A 13,148-nucleotide genomic window follows, 5' to 3' on the forward strand; every position below is an offset into this window, starting at 1 on the left:
GGTGCTTCACTTGTGACCAGTCAGGAGAGACCGGCCAGTTGGAGCAGGAGTGACTTCACATCGGTGGCCGCGATGCGGCCGTCGACGGCACGGGGGGTGGAGCAGATGAGGAGCGGACCGTCGTCGTCGCTCGTCGGGAGGCGGCCATGGCTGCCGCGAATAGGCGAGGGGTCCAGGGGCACGACCGCCATGCGGTAACGCAGGCCGAGCTTCTTGCGGGCCAGTGCGGTGGCCGCCTTGACCTTGACGAACGGGTCGAGCGGATCCATGAAGAGTTCGACCGGGTCGTATCCGGGTTTGCGGTGGATCTCGACGAGCTGTGCGAAGTCGGGCGCGCGGGCGTCGTCGAGCCAGTAGTAGTACGTGAACCAGGCGTCCGGCTCCGCCACGGCGACGAGTTCGCCGGAGCGCGGATGGTCGAGATGGTGGGTCTTCTTGCCCTCGTCGTCGAGGAGTTGCTCGATCCCGGGCAGATCGGCGAGCGCTTCTTTGACAGTCTCCAGATCTTCCGGTCGCCGGACGTAGACGTGGGCGATCTGGTGGTCGGCGACGGCGAAGGCGCGTGACGTCATCGGGTCGAGGTACTCCATGCCGTCCTGGGTGTGCACTTCGAGCAGTCCGGCGCGTCGCAGGGTCCGGTTGATGTCGACGGGCCTGTCGACGCGGGTGATGCCGTACTCGGACAGCGCGACGACGGTTCGGCCTTCGGCCCGGGCGTCGTCCAGGAGCGGAGCCAGGGCCGCGTCCAGGTCGGCGGCCGCCTTCAGGGAGCGCGGGTCGTCGGGGCCGAAGCGCTGCAGGTCGTAGTCGAGATGGGGGAGGTAGCACAGGGCCAGGTCGGGGTGGCGGGTGCGCAGGATGTGCCGGGTCGCGTCGATGATCCAGCGGCTGGAGGTGAGGTCGGCGCCGGGGCCCCAGAAGTGGAACAGGGGGAACGTGCCGAACTCTGCGGTGAGTTCGTCGTGCAGGGCCGGGGGCCTGGTGTAGCAGTCGGGTTCCTTGCGGCCGTCGGAGTAGTAGACGGGACGGGGAGTGACGGTGATGTCGGTGTCGGCACCCATGGCGTACCACCAGCAGATATTGGCGACCGTGTAGCCGGGGTGCGCGCGGCGGGCGGCGTCCCACAGCTTGTCGCCGGCGACGAGACCGTTGTGCTGGCGCCACAGGAGTACGTCGCCGAGTTCACGGAAGTACCAGCCGTTGCCGACGATGCCGTGCTCCGAAGGCAGGGTGCCGGTCAGGAAAGTGGACTGGGCGGCGCAGGTGACGGCGGGCAGGACGGTACCCAGCGGGGCACGGGAGCCGGATTGGCCGAGGGCTTTGAGCCGGGGCATGTGGTCGAGGAGACGGGGGGTGAGGCCTACGACGTCCAGGACGAGGAGGGGTACGGGGTCGAGAGATACCGGCTCCGGAGATACGAGCTCTGGAGGTACTGGTGCCTCCGGAGGTGCGGGGGCTTCATGGCCTGGGTCTTCGTGGGCGGGGTCTTCGTGGGCGGGGTCTTCGTGGGCGGGATGGAGGCTCATGGCAGCTCCTTCAGGCCCAGGTCGGTCAACAGATCGCGGGCCAGGGCGAGTTCGGCGGTGATGCCGTCGGCGAGCTGGGGGCGGGCGCGGGGCCGCAGCTCGGGCGGGAGGGCCTGCCAGGTGTAGGTCTCGACCTCCAGATGCCGGGTGAGGGGGTGCGGGCCGCCGACGAGGCGGGTCAGCGCGGACTTGAGCACGGGGAGCGTGGAGGTGAGGGGCGCGGCGGGGGCCGCGTGGAGCGGGACATGGAAGTGGGCGCGCCAGGGGGAGGCGTCGGGCAGGGCGTCGGTGTGGAGGGCCTCGCCGAGGTCGTCCGTGCCGCGCAGTCCGGCGGCGGTGGCCGTGCGGGTCTGGTGCAGGAAGCGGGGTTCGTCGAAGGCGGCGAGTGCCTCGCGGACTTCGGGGAGATGGGGGTGTTCGGCGTGCAGGGCGGCTGAGAGCTGGGACTTGACGACGGGGACGCGGGCCTGAGTGAGCGCGTCCAGGGCGGTGTGCGGATCTTCGAAGGAGGTGGCGAGGTGACAGGTGTCGACACAGATGCCGATGCGGTCGTGGCCGATCTCGGTGAGCGGGGCGATGGCGTCGGCGGTGGTCTCGACGGTGCAGCCGGGTTCCGGTTCCAGGCCGATACGGATGGAGCGGCCGGTGAGTTCGGCGAGGGCGTCGAGGCGTTCCGCGAGGGTGACCAGGGCGGCCAGGGCAGTGGCCGCGCGCTCGCCGTCGTGGACGGTGCGCCAGGCGAGCGGCAGGGTGGAGATGCTGCCTTCGGTGACGTCGTCGGGGAGCAGACCGGCGAGGACCCGGGCCAGGTCGGTGGTGTGGGCGAGCCGCTCGGGATCGGCCCAGTCCGGTTTGTAGACGCGGTACTTGACCTCTTCGGCGCCGAAGCCCTCGTACGGGAAGCCGTTGAGGGTGACGACTTCGAGGCCGCGCCGGTCGAGTTCTGTGCGCAGGCCGCGCAGGGCGGAGGGGTCGGTGACCAGGGCGTGGGCGGCGTCCCTGGCCAGCCACAGGCCGATGCCGAGGCGGTCGCGGCCGAGGCGTCGGCGTACGGGTTCGCAGTAGTCGCGGAGTTGGGCGAGTACGCCGTCGAGTGTTTCGGCGGGGTGGACGTTGGTGCAGTAGGCGAGGTGGACGGTGGAGCCGTCGGGGTGGCGGAAGCGCATCGGTCACTCCCCGCCGCGCAGTACGGAGTTGCCCTCGTGGGTGGCGTCGGTCGCGTCGACATCGAGGTCCAGCCGGCCGCTGAGCCCGTAGAAGGCGACCGGATTGCGCCACAGGACGCGGTCGACGTCGTCCTCGGTGAAGCCTTCCGCCAGCATCAGGTCGCCGACCTTGCGGGTCTTGAGGGGGTCGCTTCTGCCCCAGTCGGCCGCGGAGTTGACCAGCACCTGCTCAGGGCCGTAGTTGCGGAGGATCGCGACCATCCGTTCCTCGTCCATCTTGGTCTCCGGATAGACCGAGAAGCCGAGCCAGCAGCCGCTGTCCTTGGCTTCCTTGACGGTGGTCTCGTTGAGGTGGTCGACCAGGACGCGTTCCGGGGGCAGGGCGGACTCCTGTACGACGTCGAGGGTGCGGCGCAGGCCGGCGAGCTTGTCGCGGTGCGGGGTGTGGACGAGCGCGGGCAGCCCGTGGTCGGCGGCGAGCTGGAGCTGGGCGGCGAAGGCGGTGTCCTCGGCCGGAGTCATGGAGTCGTAGCCGATCTCGCCGACGGCGACGACGCGGTCCTTGGCGAGATACCGGGGCAGTTCGTCGAGGACGGGGGTGCAGCGGGGGTCGCCCGCCTCCTTGGGGTTGAGGGCGATCGTGCAGTGGTGGGCGATGCCGTACTGGGCGGCGCGGAAGGGTTCCCAGCCCAGGAGGGAGTCGAAGTAGTCGAAGAAGGAGGCGGGTGAGGTACGTGGCTGGCCGAGCCAGAAGGAGGGTTCGACGACGGCGCGGACACCTGCGGTGTACATGGCCTGGTAGTCGTCGGTGGTCCGTGACGTCATGTGGATGTGGGGGTCGAAGATGCGCATCAGGACTCCTTGGCTTCGGACGCCGTCAGGGCCAGGACGCGGTGCAGGTCCTCGGGGACGGGGCGGCCGGCGGCGACTCGTTCGGCGGCGTAGTCGTCGAGCATGCGGGCGAGTTCCGTGTCGGCCCGGGCCCGGTGGTGGAGGTCGGCCACGGTGTCGACGGGTACTCCGGTGAACAGGCACTTCAGCACGGCGTGGCGCCAGTTGTGGGCGTCAAGGTGACGGGCGGCGTACGGGCCGACGGCTGCGGCGACGAGGCGGGTGTCGTTGGTGCGCAGGGCGTCCTCGACGAGGGGGAGGGCCTCGGGGCCGGGCACCAGGTGGGGCAGGGCGTGCAGGACGGCTCGGCGTTCGGCGGCGGTGCCCTGTCGGTAGACCCGGGTGAGGGCGTCCGGGTCGGCGTGGGCTGCGTGCAGGATCAGGACGCGTACGGCGTCCGCATGGTCGGTGCCGCAGCGGCGGCCGGCTTCGGCGAGGCGCAACTCCCAGGTGGAGATGGGGCCGTGGGTGCCGGAGCGGGCGGCTGCCTCGTCCAGCGCGAGGGTGAGCCAGGCGCGGGCGGCTTCGCCGAGGTGGGCGGTGACCTGTGTGCGGAGGTCGGCCGGCGGAGTGAGGGGGAAGGAGTGGTGGCTGTCGGCCGCAGGGGTGCCCGGGCCTGGGTGGGGCTGGGTCATGGGGTGCTCCCTTCGGCTGGGGTGGCGGAGTGCTTGGCCGGAGTGGTGAAGGAGGTGAGGGCAGCGGCCGTCGGGGTTGTGGCGATCGAGGTGGCGGCATGCGGAGGGGTGGTCTGCGGGGCCTTGGTGGGCCGGGGCGCAGTGGCGGTCGGATCTGCGGTCTCGGAGGAGCCGACGGAAGGGGCCTGGGTGGCGCGGACTGTGCCGCGCAGGAAGCGGAGGGAGTGTTCGGCGTAGTGGGGGCCCGCGTGGGAGTGGCGCGGGAGTTCCACGACGGTCAGGCCCTGGTAGCCGGTGGCGGCCAGCGCGGCGAGTACGGGCGGGAAGTCGATCTCTCCCTCGCCGAAGGGGAGGTGTTCGTGGACTCCGCGGCGCATGTCCTCGATCTGGACGTGCCGCAGCCAGGGTGCGGCGGCGCGGACGCAGTCGGCGGGAGGGAGGGGTTCGAGGCACTGGCAGTGACCGATGTCGAGGGTGAGGCCGAGGGCCTCGGGGTCGTCGAGTGCGTGGCGGAGGCGGTGGAAGTCGGCGATGGTGGCGAGCAGATGGCCGGGTTCGGGTTCGATCGCGAGCGGAACGCCGGCTGTGGTGGCGGCGTCCAGGACGGGGGCGAGGGTTTCGGTTAGGCGGTGCCAGGCGGTGTCCGGGTCCGTGGCGGCGGGGGTGATGCCGCTGAAGCAGTGCACGGCGTGAGCGGTGAGGTCCGCGGCGACTCGGACGGCCCTGAGCAGGAGGTCGACGCGTCGTGAGCGGTCGTCCGGGTCCGGGTCGAGTAGCGAGGGGCCGTGTTTGCGGCGTGGGTCGAGTACATAGCGGGCGCCGGTCTCCACGGTGACGTCCAGACCGAGGGTGTTCAGGCGGCGGGCGATCTGCCGGGTGCGGGCGGGGAGGTCGGGGGCGAGCGGGTCGAGATGCATGTGGTCGAGGGTCAGGCCGACGCCGTCGTAGCCGAGGTCGGCGAGCAGGCCGAGGGCGTCGTCGAGGCGGAGGTCGGCGAGGCCGTTGGTTCCGTAGCCGAAGCGGAGGGGGGTGGAGGGGGTGGAGGCGGAGTCGTATGGGGCCCTGGACCGGGCGCGTTCCCGGTTGCCCCGGTCCCGTGGCTTGCCCCGGTCCCGTGCGCTGTCTCGGGGTGTCGCGCCGGGTCGGGGGCTCACCGGCGTTCCCTGTCGCCGACGTCCGGTCGGTCGCCGGGGCGCTCGCCCAGGGGCCCGCTCGGCCGGTGGCCCTCTGCCCGGGTGCCCGCGTCCCCGCCCGACCGCTTGTCCGACAGCCCCGCCAGTCCTGAGAGCCCTGCCGGTCCCGGCAGCCCCGCCGGTCCTGAGAGCCCCGCCGGTCCTGAGAGCCCCGCCAGTCCCGGCAGCCCCGCCGGTCCCGACAGCCCCGCCGGTCCTGAGAGCTCCGCCGGTCCCCCCGACTCTCCCCGCAGCCGCGCCGCGAACCCCACCAGTGCCGTGTACTGCTCCCCCAGCCCCGCCGGGCCGTCTCCCATCGGGTCCTTGAAGTAGAAGCCGAGCTCGCTCATGGGGCCGGAGAGGCCGGTTTCGTGGGCGCGGGCGGTGAGGCGGGCCAGGTCGAGGATCAGGGGGGCCGCCAGGGCCGAGTCGCAGCCCTGCCAGGTGGTCTGGAGGATCATGCGGGTGCCGAGGAAGCCGTCGAAGGCGATGTGGTCCCACGCGGTCTTCCAGTCGCCGAGGGACGGGACGTCGTCGATGTGGACCACGCCCTGCGGTGTCGTGCCGAGGGTGTCGGTGAGGACCCGTTCCTTGCCGGCGTTCTTCGCCGCCGCCGCGGAGGGGTCGGCGAGGGACGCGCCGTCTCCCCCGCCGAGGAGGTTGGTGCCCGACCAGGCGCGCACCTCCAGTGCCCGTTGCGTGAACATCGGGCCGAGGACCGACCTGAGCAGTGTCTGGCCCGTTTTGCCGTCCCGGCCCACGTAGGGCAGACCGCTCGTCGCCGCCGTGTGGGCCAGCGCGGGGTGGTGCAGCCCTGTCGACGGTGTGAAGTTGACGTACGGGCAGCCCGCGCGCAGGGCCGCCGCCGCGTACAGCGAGCTCGGCGGGAGTGCGGTGCCGGCCGGGGTCGGCTCCGTGGAGGCGACGTTCACCACGACGGCTCGGGCCAGGTCGTGGCGTCGTACGAAGTCCTGGATGTCCGCGGCGAAGGCCGCTACCAGCTCGTCCGGGGTTCGGGTGGTGTCGCCGGGAGCAGGGCCGCCGGGCCTGATCTCCCGGTCCGCGGCGGCCAGTTCGGAGGCGATCGCCGACGGGAGGCCGTACGGGAGGACGCCGGCCGCTGTCAGTGCCTCGGCGCGTTTGGGCAGCGGGCAGTCGACGGTGTCGTGGCCGCCGAAGACGAGGGCGGAGAGAGGTGGGAGGTCGCAGTCCGTGAACGGGGGTGTTTCGGTGACCATGCCGGTGGGACTGTGCAGTCCCGCTGTCACGGCGGCGCAGCCCGCGACGACGGTGGTGGCGACGGAGCCGCGGGCTCCGATCAGCCATACCCCCACACGAGTTCGAGGATGAGACGACAACGTGGACATGGACATGGGCAGCCTCCTTGTCGTTCACGGTGTTCACGCCCTCCGGCAGCAGGCCGAGAGGGGAGGAAGGCGGCGGGCGGAGGTCCGGCGTCCCCCGCCCGCCGCCGCTCAGTCGCCCGTGGCGGCCGGGCTCGCCGGCGCGTTCGCGGGCAGTTCCTTGATCCGGATGTCACGGAAGGACACCTGGTCGTCGGCTCCGTGGTTCTGAATGCCGACGTGACCGTCCCGCAGGCTGCGGGTGGGATCGGTGTTGGTGAAATCGTTGATCTGCACGCCGTTGAGCCAGACGCGGAGCCGTTCGCCCTCCACGCGGATCTCGTACGTGTTCCACTCCCCCGGCGGATTCAGCGCGCGGTCGCGCTTCCTCAGGTCGGCGGAGCGGAAGCCGTACACGGCCCCGGTGGTGCGGTCGGGGGCGTCGGTCGCGTCGATCTGGATCTCGTAGCCCTTGTCGACCGCCGACCACGGGTCGCCCGAGGGCGGGAAGCCCACGAACACACCGGAGTTGTCGTCCCCGCGGGCCTTCCAGTCGAGCTTCAGCGAGTAGGCGCCGAAGCTCCGGTCGGCGTACCAGAGCAGGCCCATGCCGCCGGACGACGTCAGCGTGCCGTCGTCGGAGACGGTGAAGGTGCCCGGCCCCGCCTGCCTCCACCCTTCCTGTGAGGTGCCGTCGAAGAGCGACTGGTAGCCGTTCTCCGGACGGCAGTCCGCCTGGGCCTTGCCGGTGGCCCAGCGGAGTCCGCCCAACAGGTGCTGCCGGAGCGCCGGTTCGGTGTACGCGGACGACAGGTGGCCGACGCCGGTGTAGAAGGAGCGGCCGCCCGCGTAGTTGTGGCACCAGGAGATCGGGTGGTCGCCGTTCATCGTGCCGCCGGTGTACGACGACTCGTCGAGGGAGGCCAGGACACGCACCGAACTCCGGGGATTGGAACGGTAGTTGTACCACTCGTCGGTACGGTTCCAGTCCGCGCCCAGATCCGAGGTCGCCGGGTGGGCGCGGTCCTCCACCACCGTCCGGGCCGGCTGGATCGCCGGGTGCCCCTGGAAGTAGGCGCCGACGAGGCCGCCGTAGAACGCCCAGTCGTACTCCGTGTCGGCCGCCGCATGGATGCCCACATAGCCGCCGCCGTGGTGGATGTAACTCTCGAACGACGCCTGTTGACGGTCCGTCAGTACATCGCCGGTCGTCGACAGGAAGACGACCGCGGCGTACCGGCGGAGGTTCGCCGGGTTGAACGCCGCCGCGTCCTCGGTCGCGTCGACCCTGAAGCCGGCGCTCGCGCCGAGCTCCTTGAGCGCCGTGACGCCGTCAGGGATGGAGTCGTGCCGGAAGGCCGCCGTCTTGGAGAAGACCAGTACCCGGTCGGCTTGCCGTGGTGCGGGCTTGGAGGCGGCCGGGGTCGACACGCTTCCAAGGAGAAGTGCCGTGCCCACAACAGCGGTGACGGTTCGTCCTGTTGATCGCATGGCTCACTCCCCTCAGCCCGTGGTGAAGGCGAAGTCGTCCACCTCGTACAGGTCGCCGCTCGCGGCTCCCTTGAAGACCAGGTAGAGCGTGGTCGTGCCCTGTGGGGCGTGGGAAAGTTTGGCGGTGACGTCCTGGTAGGTGTCCCAGCCGCCGGTCGCCGGTACGGTCGCGCGGCCCAGCACCTTGCCGGTCGGGGAACCCGCGCGGATCTCCAGCTTGCCGCCCGCGCCGGCCGAGGCGACGCGTGCCGTGAGCGACTTGGCGTTGCTCAGGACGTACGGCGTGAAGGCGATCCAGTCGCCGTTGTCGATGTCGCCGACCGTCTTGCCTCCGTTCGCGGACACCCGTGAACTCACCGCTGTGCCCGAGGAGTTGTTGAAGTGCTCGGCCTGGCGGTGGGTGGGCTGGATGACGTTCTGGTCATGCGTGGTCAGGGGTGCCTGGCCGCCGCCTCCGAGGTCGGTGTACTGGGCGTCGAAGACCCCGAAGATGTTGGCGTTCGGGTCGTGGCCGCCGTCGGCGCTGGTCTGGATGGTGCCGGAGCAGCCGTTCGCCGAGGTCTGCGGGTGGCCGTGGCTGTCGTGACCGAGGATGAAGGTGACCTGGACCTTGGAGCAGTCGATGGTCCGGCCGTCCTCCCGGTCGGTGACCTTCACCTTGAACGGGATCGCGTCTCCGAACGCGAACAGCTGTCCGTCCTGCGGGAGTTGGAGGATCACCTTGGGCGCCGTGTTGCCGACCACGACCTGGACGCTCGCGCCGCCCGTGCGGCCGGTGGTGTCCTTGGCGGTCACCGTCGCCGTGTACGTCCCGTTCTTCTTGTACTTGTGGGAGGGGTTCGCCGAGGTCGATGTTCCGCCGTCGCCGAAGTCCCAGCTGTACGTGAGGGCGTCGCCGTCCTGGTCGGTGGTGCCCGCTGAGGAGAACTTCACCTTCAGCGGGGCCTGTCCGGAGGTCACGTCCGCGGCGGCCTGTGCCACCGGGGAGTGGCCGTCGGTGGCGTTCTCGATGCGGTACAGGGCGGAGTGCTCGTCGCCGCCGAACCACGAGATGCCGTAGTCGAGGACGTACAGCGCGCCGTCCGGGCCGAAGGCCATGTCCATCACCTGGGTGCCGGTCCACGGAATGTCGTTGATGGACTGGACGGTCCCGTTGTCGTCGCTGGTGATCCGCTTGATCCACTGGCGGCCGAACTCACCGGCGAAGAAGTCGCCGTCGTACGCCTGCGGGAACTTGACCGGGGAGTCGAGCGAGGCGTCGTAGTGGTAGACCGGGCCGCCCATAGGCGACTCGGAGCCGTCGCCGAACTCCGGTACGGACGCGCCGTTGTACGGGATCCAGGCGGCCTGCGCCGGGGGAAGGTCGGTCAGGCCGGTGTTGTGGGGGGAGTTGTTCTTCGGGGCCGCGCAGTCGAAGGCGGCGCCCGATGTCCCGGTCGCGAAGTCGTAGTCCACGTACGGGTCGTTGGCGCCGGTGCAGTACGGCCAGCCGAAGTTGCCTGGGCCGGTGACGCGGGCGAACTCGACCTGGCCCGCAGGGCCTCGGGCCGGGTCGGCCGCGCCCGCGTCCGGTCCGTACTCGCCGATGTAGAGGATGCTGGTCGCCTTGTCGACGCTGAAGCGGAACGGGTTGCGGAAGCCCATCGCGTAGATCTCGGGGCGCGTCTTGTCCGTGCCGGGCGTGAACAGGTTGCCGTCGGGGACGGTGTACGAGCCGTCCGCGTTGACCTTGACGCGCAGGATCTTGCCGCGGAGGTCGTTGGTGTTGCCGGCCGAACGCTGGGCGTCGAAGGCCGGGTTGCGATTCGCGCGCTCGTCGATGGGCGTGAAGCCGTCCGACTGGAAGGGGTTGGTGTCGTCGCCGGTCGACAGGTACAGGTTGCCCGCCGCGTCGAAGTCGATGTCGCCGCCGACATGGCAGCACAGTCCGCGTGAGGCCGGGACGTCGAGGATCTTCTTCTCGCTCGCGTTGTTCAGGGTGCCGTCGGCGTTGAGGACGAACCGGGAGAGCCTGTTGACGCCGTCGAAGGGCGCGAAGTCGGCGGCGGTGCCCGTCTCGGGGGCGTCACCCGCCGGGGTGTTCAACGGGGGTGCGTAGTAGAGGTAGATGAAGCGGTTGGTGCTGAACTGCGGGTCCACACCGATGCCTTGGAGGCCCTCTTCGTCGTGGGAGTAGACGTCGAGCTTGCCCGCGAGCCGGGTGTTTCCGGCGGCGTCGGTGATGCGGAGTTCGCCGTCGCGCGAGGTGTGCAGGACCGAGCGGTCGGGGAGGACTGCGAGCGACATGGGCTCGCCGACCTCCGGTTCGCCCTTGGCCAGGGTGACCTGCTGGAAGTCCTCGGCGGCAGCCGCCGCGGGGGCTCCCGCCGGGTCGGCGACGGCTGCGCCGGCCTGGGGTGCGACCAGGGTCAGTGACGCTCCTGCGAGCAGCGCGCCGGTGAACAGGGCGAGCGCTCTGCGGACTCCGGGGTTTCGTCTGCGACTCCCGATACTGCCGGTGCGGGTGGTGCGATCTTTCGCGTGCACGAATGCCTCCAGAATGGAGCTCGTGGTACATGCGGGTGCGATACGCCGGGGTGCGCCGTCACCCCGGAACATTCAGGAGCAGCTCAGTCGTTGCTGCCGAACGCCGCGTCGAACGAGGCCGACGGCGGGTCGAAGTCGTACGCCTTGAGGCGGGTCAGTGCCTCGGGTGCGCCCTGGAGCCGGTCCATGCCGGCGTCCTCCCACTCCACGGAGATGGGGCCCCGGTAGTCGATGGAACGCAGCATGCGGAAGACGTCCTCCCAGGGGACGTCGCCGTGGCCGGCCGACACGAAGTCCCAGCCGCGGCGCGGGTCACCCCAGGGCAGATGCGAGCCGAGGCGGCCGTTGCGGCCGTCGAGCCGCTTGCGGGCCTCCTTGCAGTCGACGTGGTAGATCCGGTCGCGGAAGTCCCACAGGAAGCCGACCGGGTCGAGGTCCTGCCACACGAAGTGCGAGGGGTCGAAGTTCAGCCCGAAGGCGGGCCGGTGGTCGACTGCCTCCAGAGCGCGCTGGGTTGTCCAGTAGTCGTAGGCGATCTCGCTCGGGTGGACCTCGTGTGCGAAGCGCACGCCCTGGGCGTCGAAGACGTCGAGGATGGGGTTCCAGCGGTCGGCGAAGTCCTGGTAGCCGCGGTCGATCATCGACTCGGGGGCGGGCGGGAACATCGCGACCAGGTGCCAGATCGCGGAGCCGGTGAAGCCGATGACGGTGTCGACCCCGAAGGCGGCGGCGGCCCGCGCGGTGTCGGCGATCTCGGCCGCCGCCCGCTGCCGTACGCCCTCCGCGTCGCCGTCGCCCCAGATGCGGGCGGGCAGGATCGCCTGGTGCCGTTCGTCGATGATGGCGTCGCAGACGGCCTGGCCGACCAGGTGGTTGGAGATCGCCCAGCACTTGAGGCCGTACTTGTCGAGGAGTTGGTGGCGGCCCGCCAGATAGGAGGGGTCCGCGAGTGCCTTGTCGACCTCGAAGTGGTCGCCCCAGCAGGCGAGTTCGAGTCCGTCGTAGCCGAAGTCACGAGCGAGGCGACAGACCTCTTCGAGGGGCAGGTCGGCCCACTGGCCGGTGAAAAGTGTGAAATCGCGCGGCATACTCGTCGAGCCTCCTCAGTCCGACAGGGGTGAAACCGATACGGGTGAGCCCGCTATGGGCGTGTAGACGGAGTTCTTCTCCGCGCTCTCCTCGACCGCCGCCAAAACGCGTTGCACCTGGAGGCCCTCCGCGAAGGACGGCCGGGGCCGGTTGCCCGCTGCGATCGCGTGGACGAGGTCGCGGGCCTGGTGGACGAAGCTGTGCTCGTAGCCGAGGCCGTGACCCGGTGGCCACCAGGCGTCCAGATAGGGGTGGTCGGGTTCGGTGACGAGGATACGGCGGAAGCCCGCGTGGGTGCCGGGTTCGGTGCCGTCGTGGAACTCGAGTTCGTTGAGGCGTTCCAGGTCGAAGGCCAACGAACCGTGTTCGCCGTTGAGTTCGATGCGCAGGGCGTTCTTGCGGCCGGTCGCGTACCGGGTGGCCTCGAAGGAGGCGAGGGCACCCGAGGCGAAACGGCCGGTGAACACGGCGGCGTCGTCCACGGTGACCTGTCCGACGCCGGCGGTCGCGGCGGCGGTCAGGCCACTGGTGGGACCGCCGGGCAACGGGCGTTCCCGTACGAAGGTTTCGGTGAGGGCGGAGACTCCGGCGAGCGGTTCGCCCACGAGGTACTGGGCGAGGTCGACGATGTGGGCACCCAGGTCGCCGAGCGCGCCCGATCCGGCCGTCTCCTTGCGCAGTCGCCAGGTGAGCGGGAACTCCGGGTCCACCAGCCAGTCCTGAAGGTACGTCACCCGTACGTGCCGCAGGCTGCCGAGCCTGCCCTCGGCGACCATGGAACGGGCGAGCGCGGTGGCCGGCAGCCGACGGTAGTTGAAGCCGACCATCGCCAACTGACCGCGTTGTTCGGCCTCTTCGGCCGCCGCCGTCATCGCCACGGCTTCCTCGACGGTGTTCGCGAGAGGCTTCTCGCACAGTACGTGTTTGCCCGCGGCGAGGGCGGCGAGGGCGATCTCGGCGTGGCTGTCGCCGGGGGTGCAGATGTCGACGAGGTCGACGTCGTCCCGTTCGATCAGGGCACGCCAGTCGGTTTCGGCCGCCGCCCAGCCGTACCGGTTCGCTGCCGCTCGGACGGCACCGGCGTCCCGGCCGCAGATCGCGGCGAGTGCCGGGCGCCGTGGCAGATCGAAGACATGACCCACGGTGCGCCAGCCCTGGGAGTGGGCGGCGCCCATGAACGCGTACCCGACCATGCCGACGCCCAACGCCGGTTTCCCGGTCTCGGCGGCGTCTGCCTGCGGCTGTCCCATGCGGATGTCCTCCTCGTGGTGGTGGCGCCAAGCGCTCCGCAGGCAGCGCGGTGTGTCGC

Annotated in this window: 9 protein-coding genes and 1 pseudogene; all 10 read right to left on the reverse strand. The window is 70.7% G+C overall.

Annotated features, from left to right (window positions below; translation table 11 throughout):
- Positions 1-20: 20 nt before the first annotated feature.
- The 10 genes and pseudogenes from OG734_RS07270 to OG734_RS07315 all read right to left on the reverse strand — a co-directional run bounded on the left by OG734_RS07270 (position 21) and on the right by OG734_RS07315 (position 13,089).
- A complete protein-coding gene (locus tag OG734_RS07270; RefSeq protein WP_330286637.1) occupies positions 21-1,526 on the reverse strand; it encodes a nucleotide pyrophosphatase/phosphodiesterase family protein in 1,506 nt (501 codons plus the stop codon).
- Positions 1,523-2,692, reverse strand: a complete 1,170-nt coding sequence (gene eboE / locus OG734_RS07275; protein ID WP_330286638.1) for a metabolite traffic protein EboE — start codon at positions 2,690-2,692, stop codon at positions 1,523-1,525. The genes OG734_RS07270 and eboE overlap by 4 nt, the downstream gene beginning before the upstream one ends.
- Before the next feature lie 3 nt (positions 2,693-2,695).
- Positions 2,696-3,544 (reverse strand): TatD family hydrolase, encoded by an 849-nt coding sequence (locus OG734_RS07280; protein ID WP_330286639.1) that lies wholly within the window; start codon positions 3,542-3,544, stop codon positions 2,696-2,698.
- Complete coding sequence (locus tag OG734_RS07285; protein ID WP_330286640.1) at positions 3,544-4,218, reverse strand: EboA domain-containing protein; 675 nt, start codon at positions 4,216-4,218, stop codon at positions 3,544-3,546. The genes OG734_RS07280 and OG734_RS07285 overlap by 1 nt, the downstream gene beginning before the upstream one ends.
- Complete coding sequence (locus OG734_RS07290; RefSeq protein WP_330286641.1) at positions 4,215-5,372, reverse strand: sugar phosphate isomerase/epimerase family protein; 1,158 nt, start codon at positions 5,370-5,372, stop codon at positions 4,215-4,217. The genes OG734_RS07285 and OG734_RS07290 overlap by 4 nt, the downstream gene beginning before the upstream one ends.
- A gap of 224 nt (positions 5,373-5,596) precedes the next feature.
- Positions 5,597-6,757: pseudogene (locus OG734_RS07295) on the reverse strand (inositol-3-phosphate synthase); the annotation flags it as partial.
- A 108-nt stretch (positions 6,758-6,865) separates the two neighbouring features.
- On the reverse strand, positions 6,866-8,224 hold the full coding sequence (locus OG734_RS07300; protein ID WP_330286643.1) for a ThuA domain-containing protein: 1,359 nt from the start codon (positions 8,222-8,224) through the stop codon (positions 6,866-6,868).
- A gap of 12 nt (positions 8,225-8,236) precedes the next feature.
- The gene (locus OG734_RS07305) at positions 8,237-10,750 is read right to left on the reverse strand and encodes a PQQ-dependent sugar dehydrogenase (protein WP_330286644.1); all 2,514 of its coding nucleotides are present in this window, start codon (positions 10,748-10,750) and stop codon (positions 8,237-8,239) included.
- Between the two features lie 83 nt (positions 10,751-10,833).
- The gene (locus OG734_RS07310; protein WP_330286645.1) at positions 10,834-11,838 is read right to left on the reverse strand and encodes a sugar phosphate isomerase/epimerase family protein; all 1,005 of its coding nucleotides are present in this window, start codon (positions 11,836-11,838) and stop codon (positions 10,834-10,836) included.
- Positions 11,839-11,853: 15 nt separating this feature from the next.
- Positions 11,854-13,089, reverse strand: coding sequence for a Gfo/Idh/MocA family protein (locus OG734_RS07315; protein WP_330286646.1), 1,236 nt, complete (start codon positions 13,087-13,089; stop codon positions 11,854-11,856).
- Positions 13,090-13,148: the final 59 nt, after the last annotated feature.

It is taken from the genome of Streptomyces sp. NBC_00576 (genome assembly GCF_036345175.1).
Taxonomy (GTDB): domain Bacteria; phylum Actinomycetota; class Actinomycetes; order Streptomycetales; family Streptomycetaceae; genus Streptomyces.

Bases quoted from the DNA above. Each gene is read 5' to 3' on its own strand.
- OG734_RS07300 (WP_330286643.1), bottom strand. From the start codon at position 8,224: ATGCGATCAACAGGACGAACCGTCACCGCTGTTGTGGGCACGGCACTT.
- eboE (WP_330286638.1), bottom strand. From the start codon at position 2,692: ATGCGCTTCCGCCACCCCGACGGCTCCACCGTCCACCTCGCCTACTGC.
- OG734_RS07280 (WP_330286639.1), bottom strand. From the start codon at position 3,544: ATGCGCATCTTCGACCCCCACATCCACATGACGTCACGGACCACCGAC.
- OG734_RS07270 (WP_330286637.1), bottom strand. From the start codon at position 1,526: ATGAGCCTCCATCCCGCCCACGAAGACCCCGCCCACGAAGACCCCGCC.
- OG734_RS07315 (WP_330286646.1), bottom strand. From the start codon at position 13,089: ATGGGACAGCCGCAGGCAGACGCCGCCGAGACCGGGAAACCGGCGTTG.
- OG734_RS07285 (WP_330286640.1), bottom strand. From the start codon at position 4,218: ATGACCCAGCCCCACCCAGGCCCGGGCACCCCTGCGGCCGACAGCCAC.
- OG734_RS07310 (WP_330286645.1), bottom strand. From the start codon at position 11,838: ATGCCGCGCGATTTCACACTTTTCACCGGCCAGTGGGCCGACCTGCCC.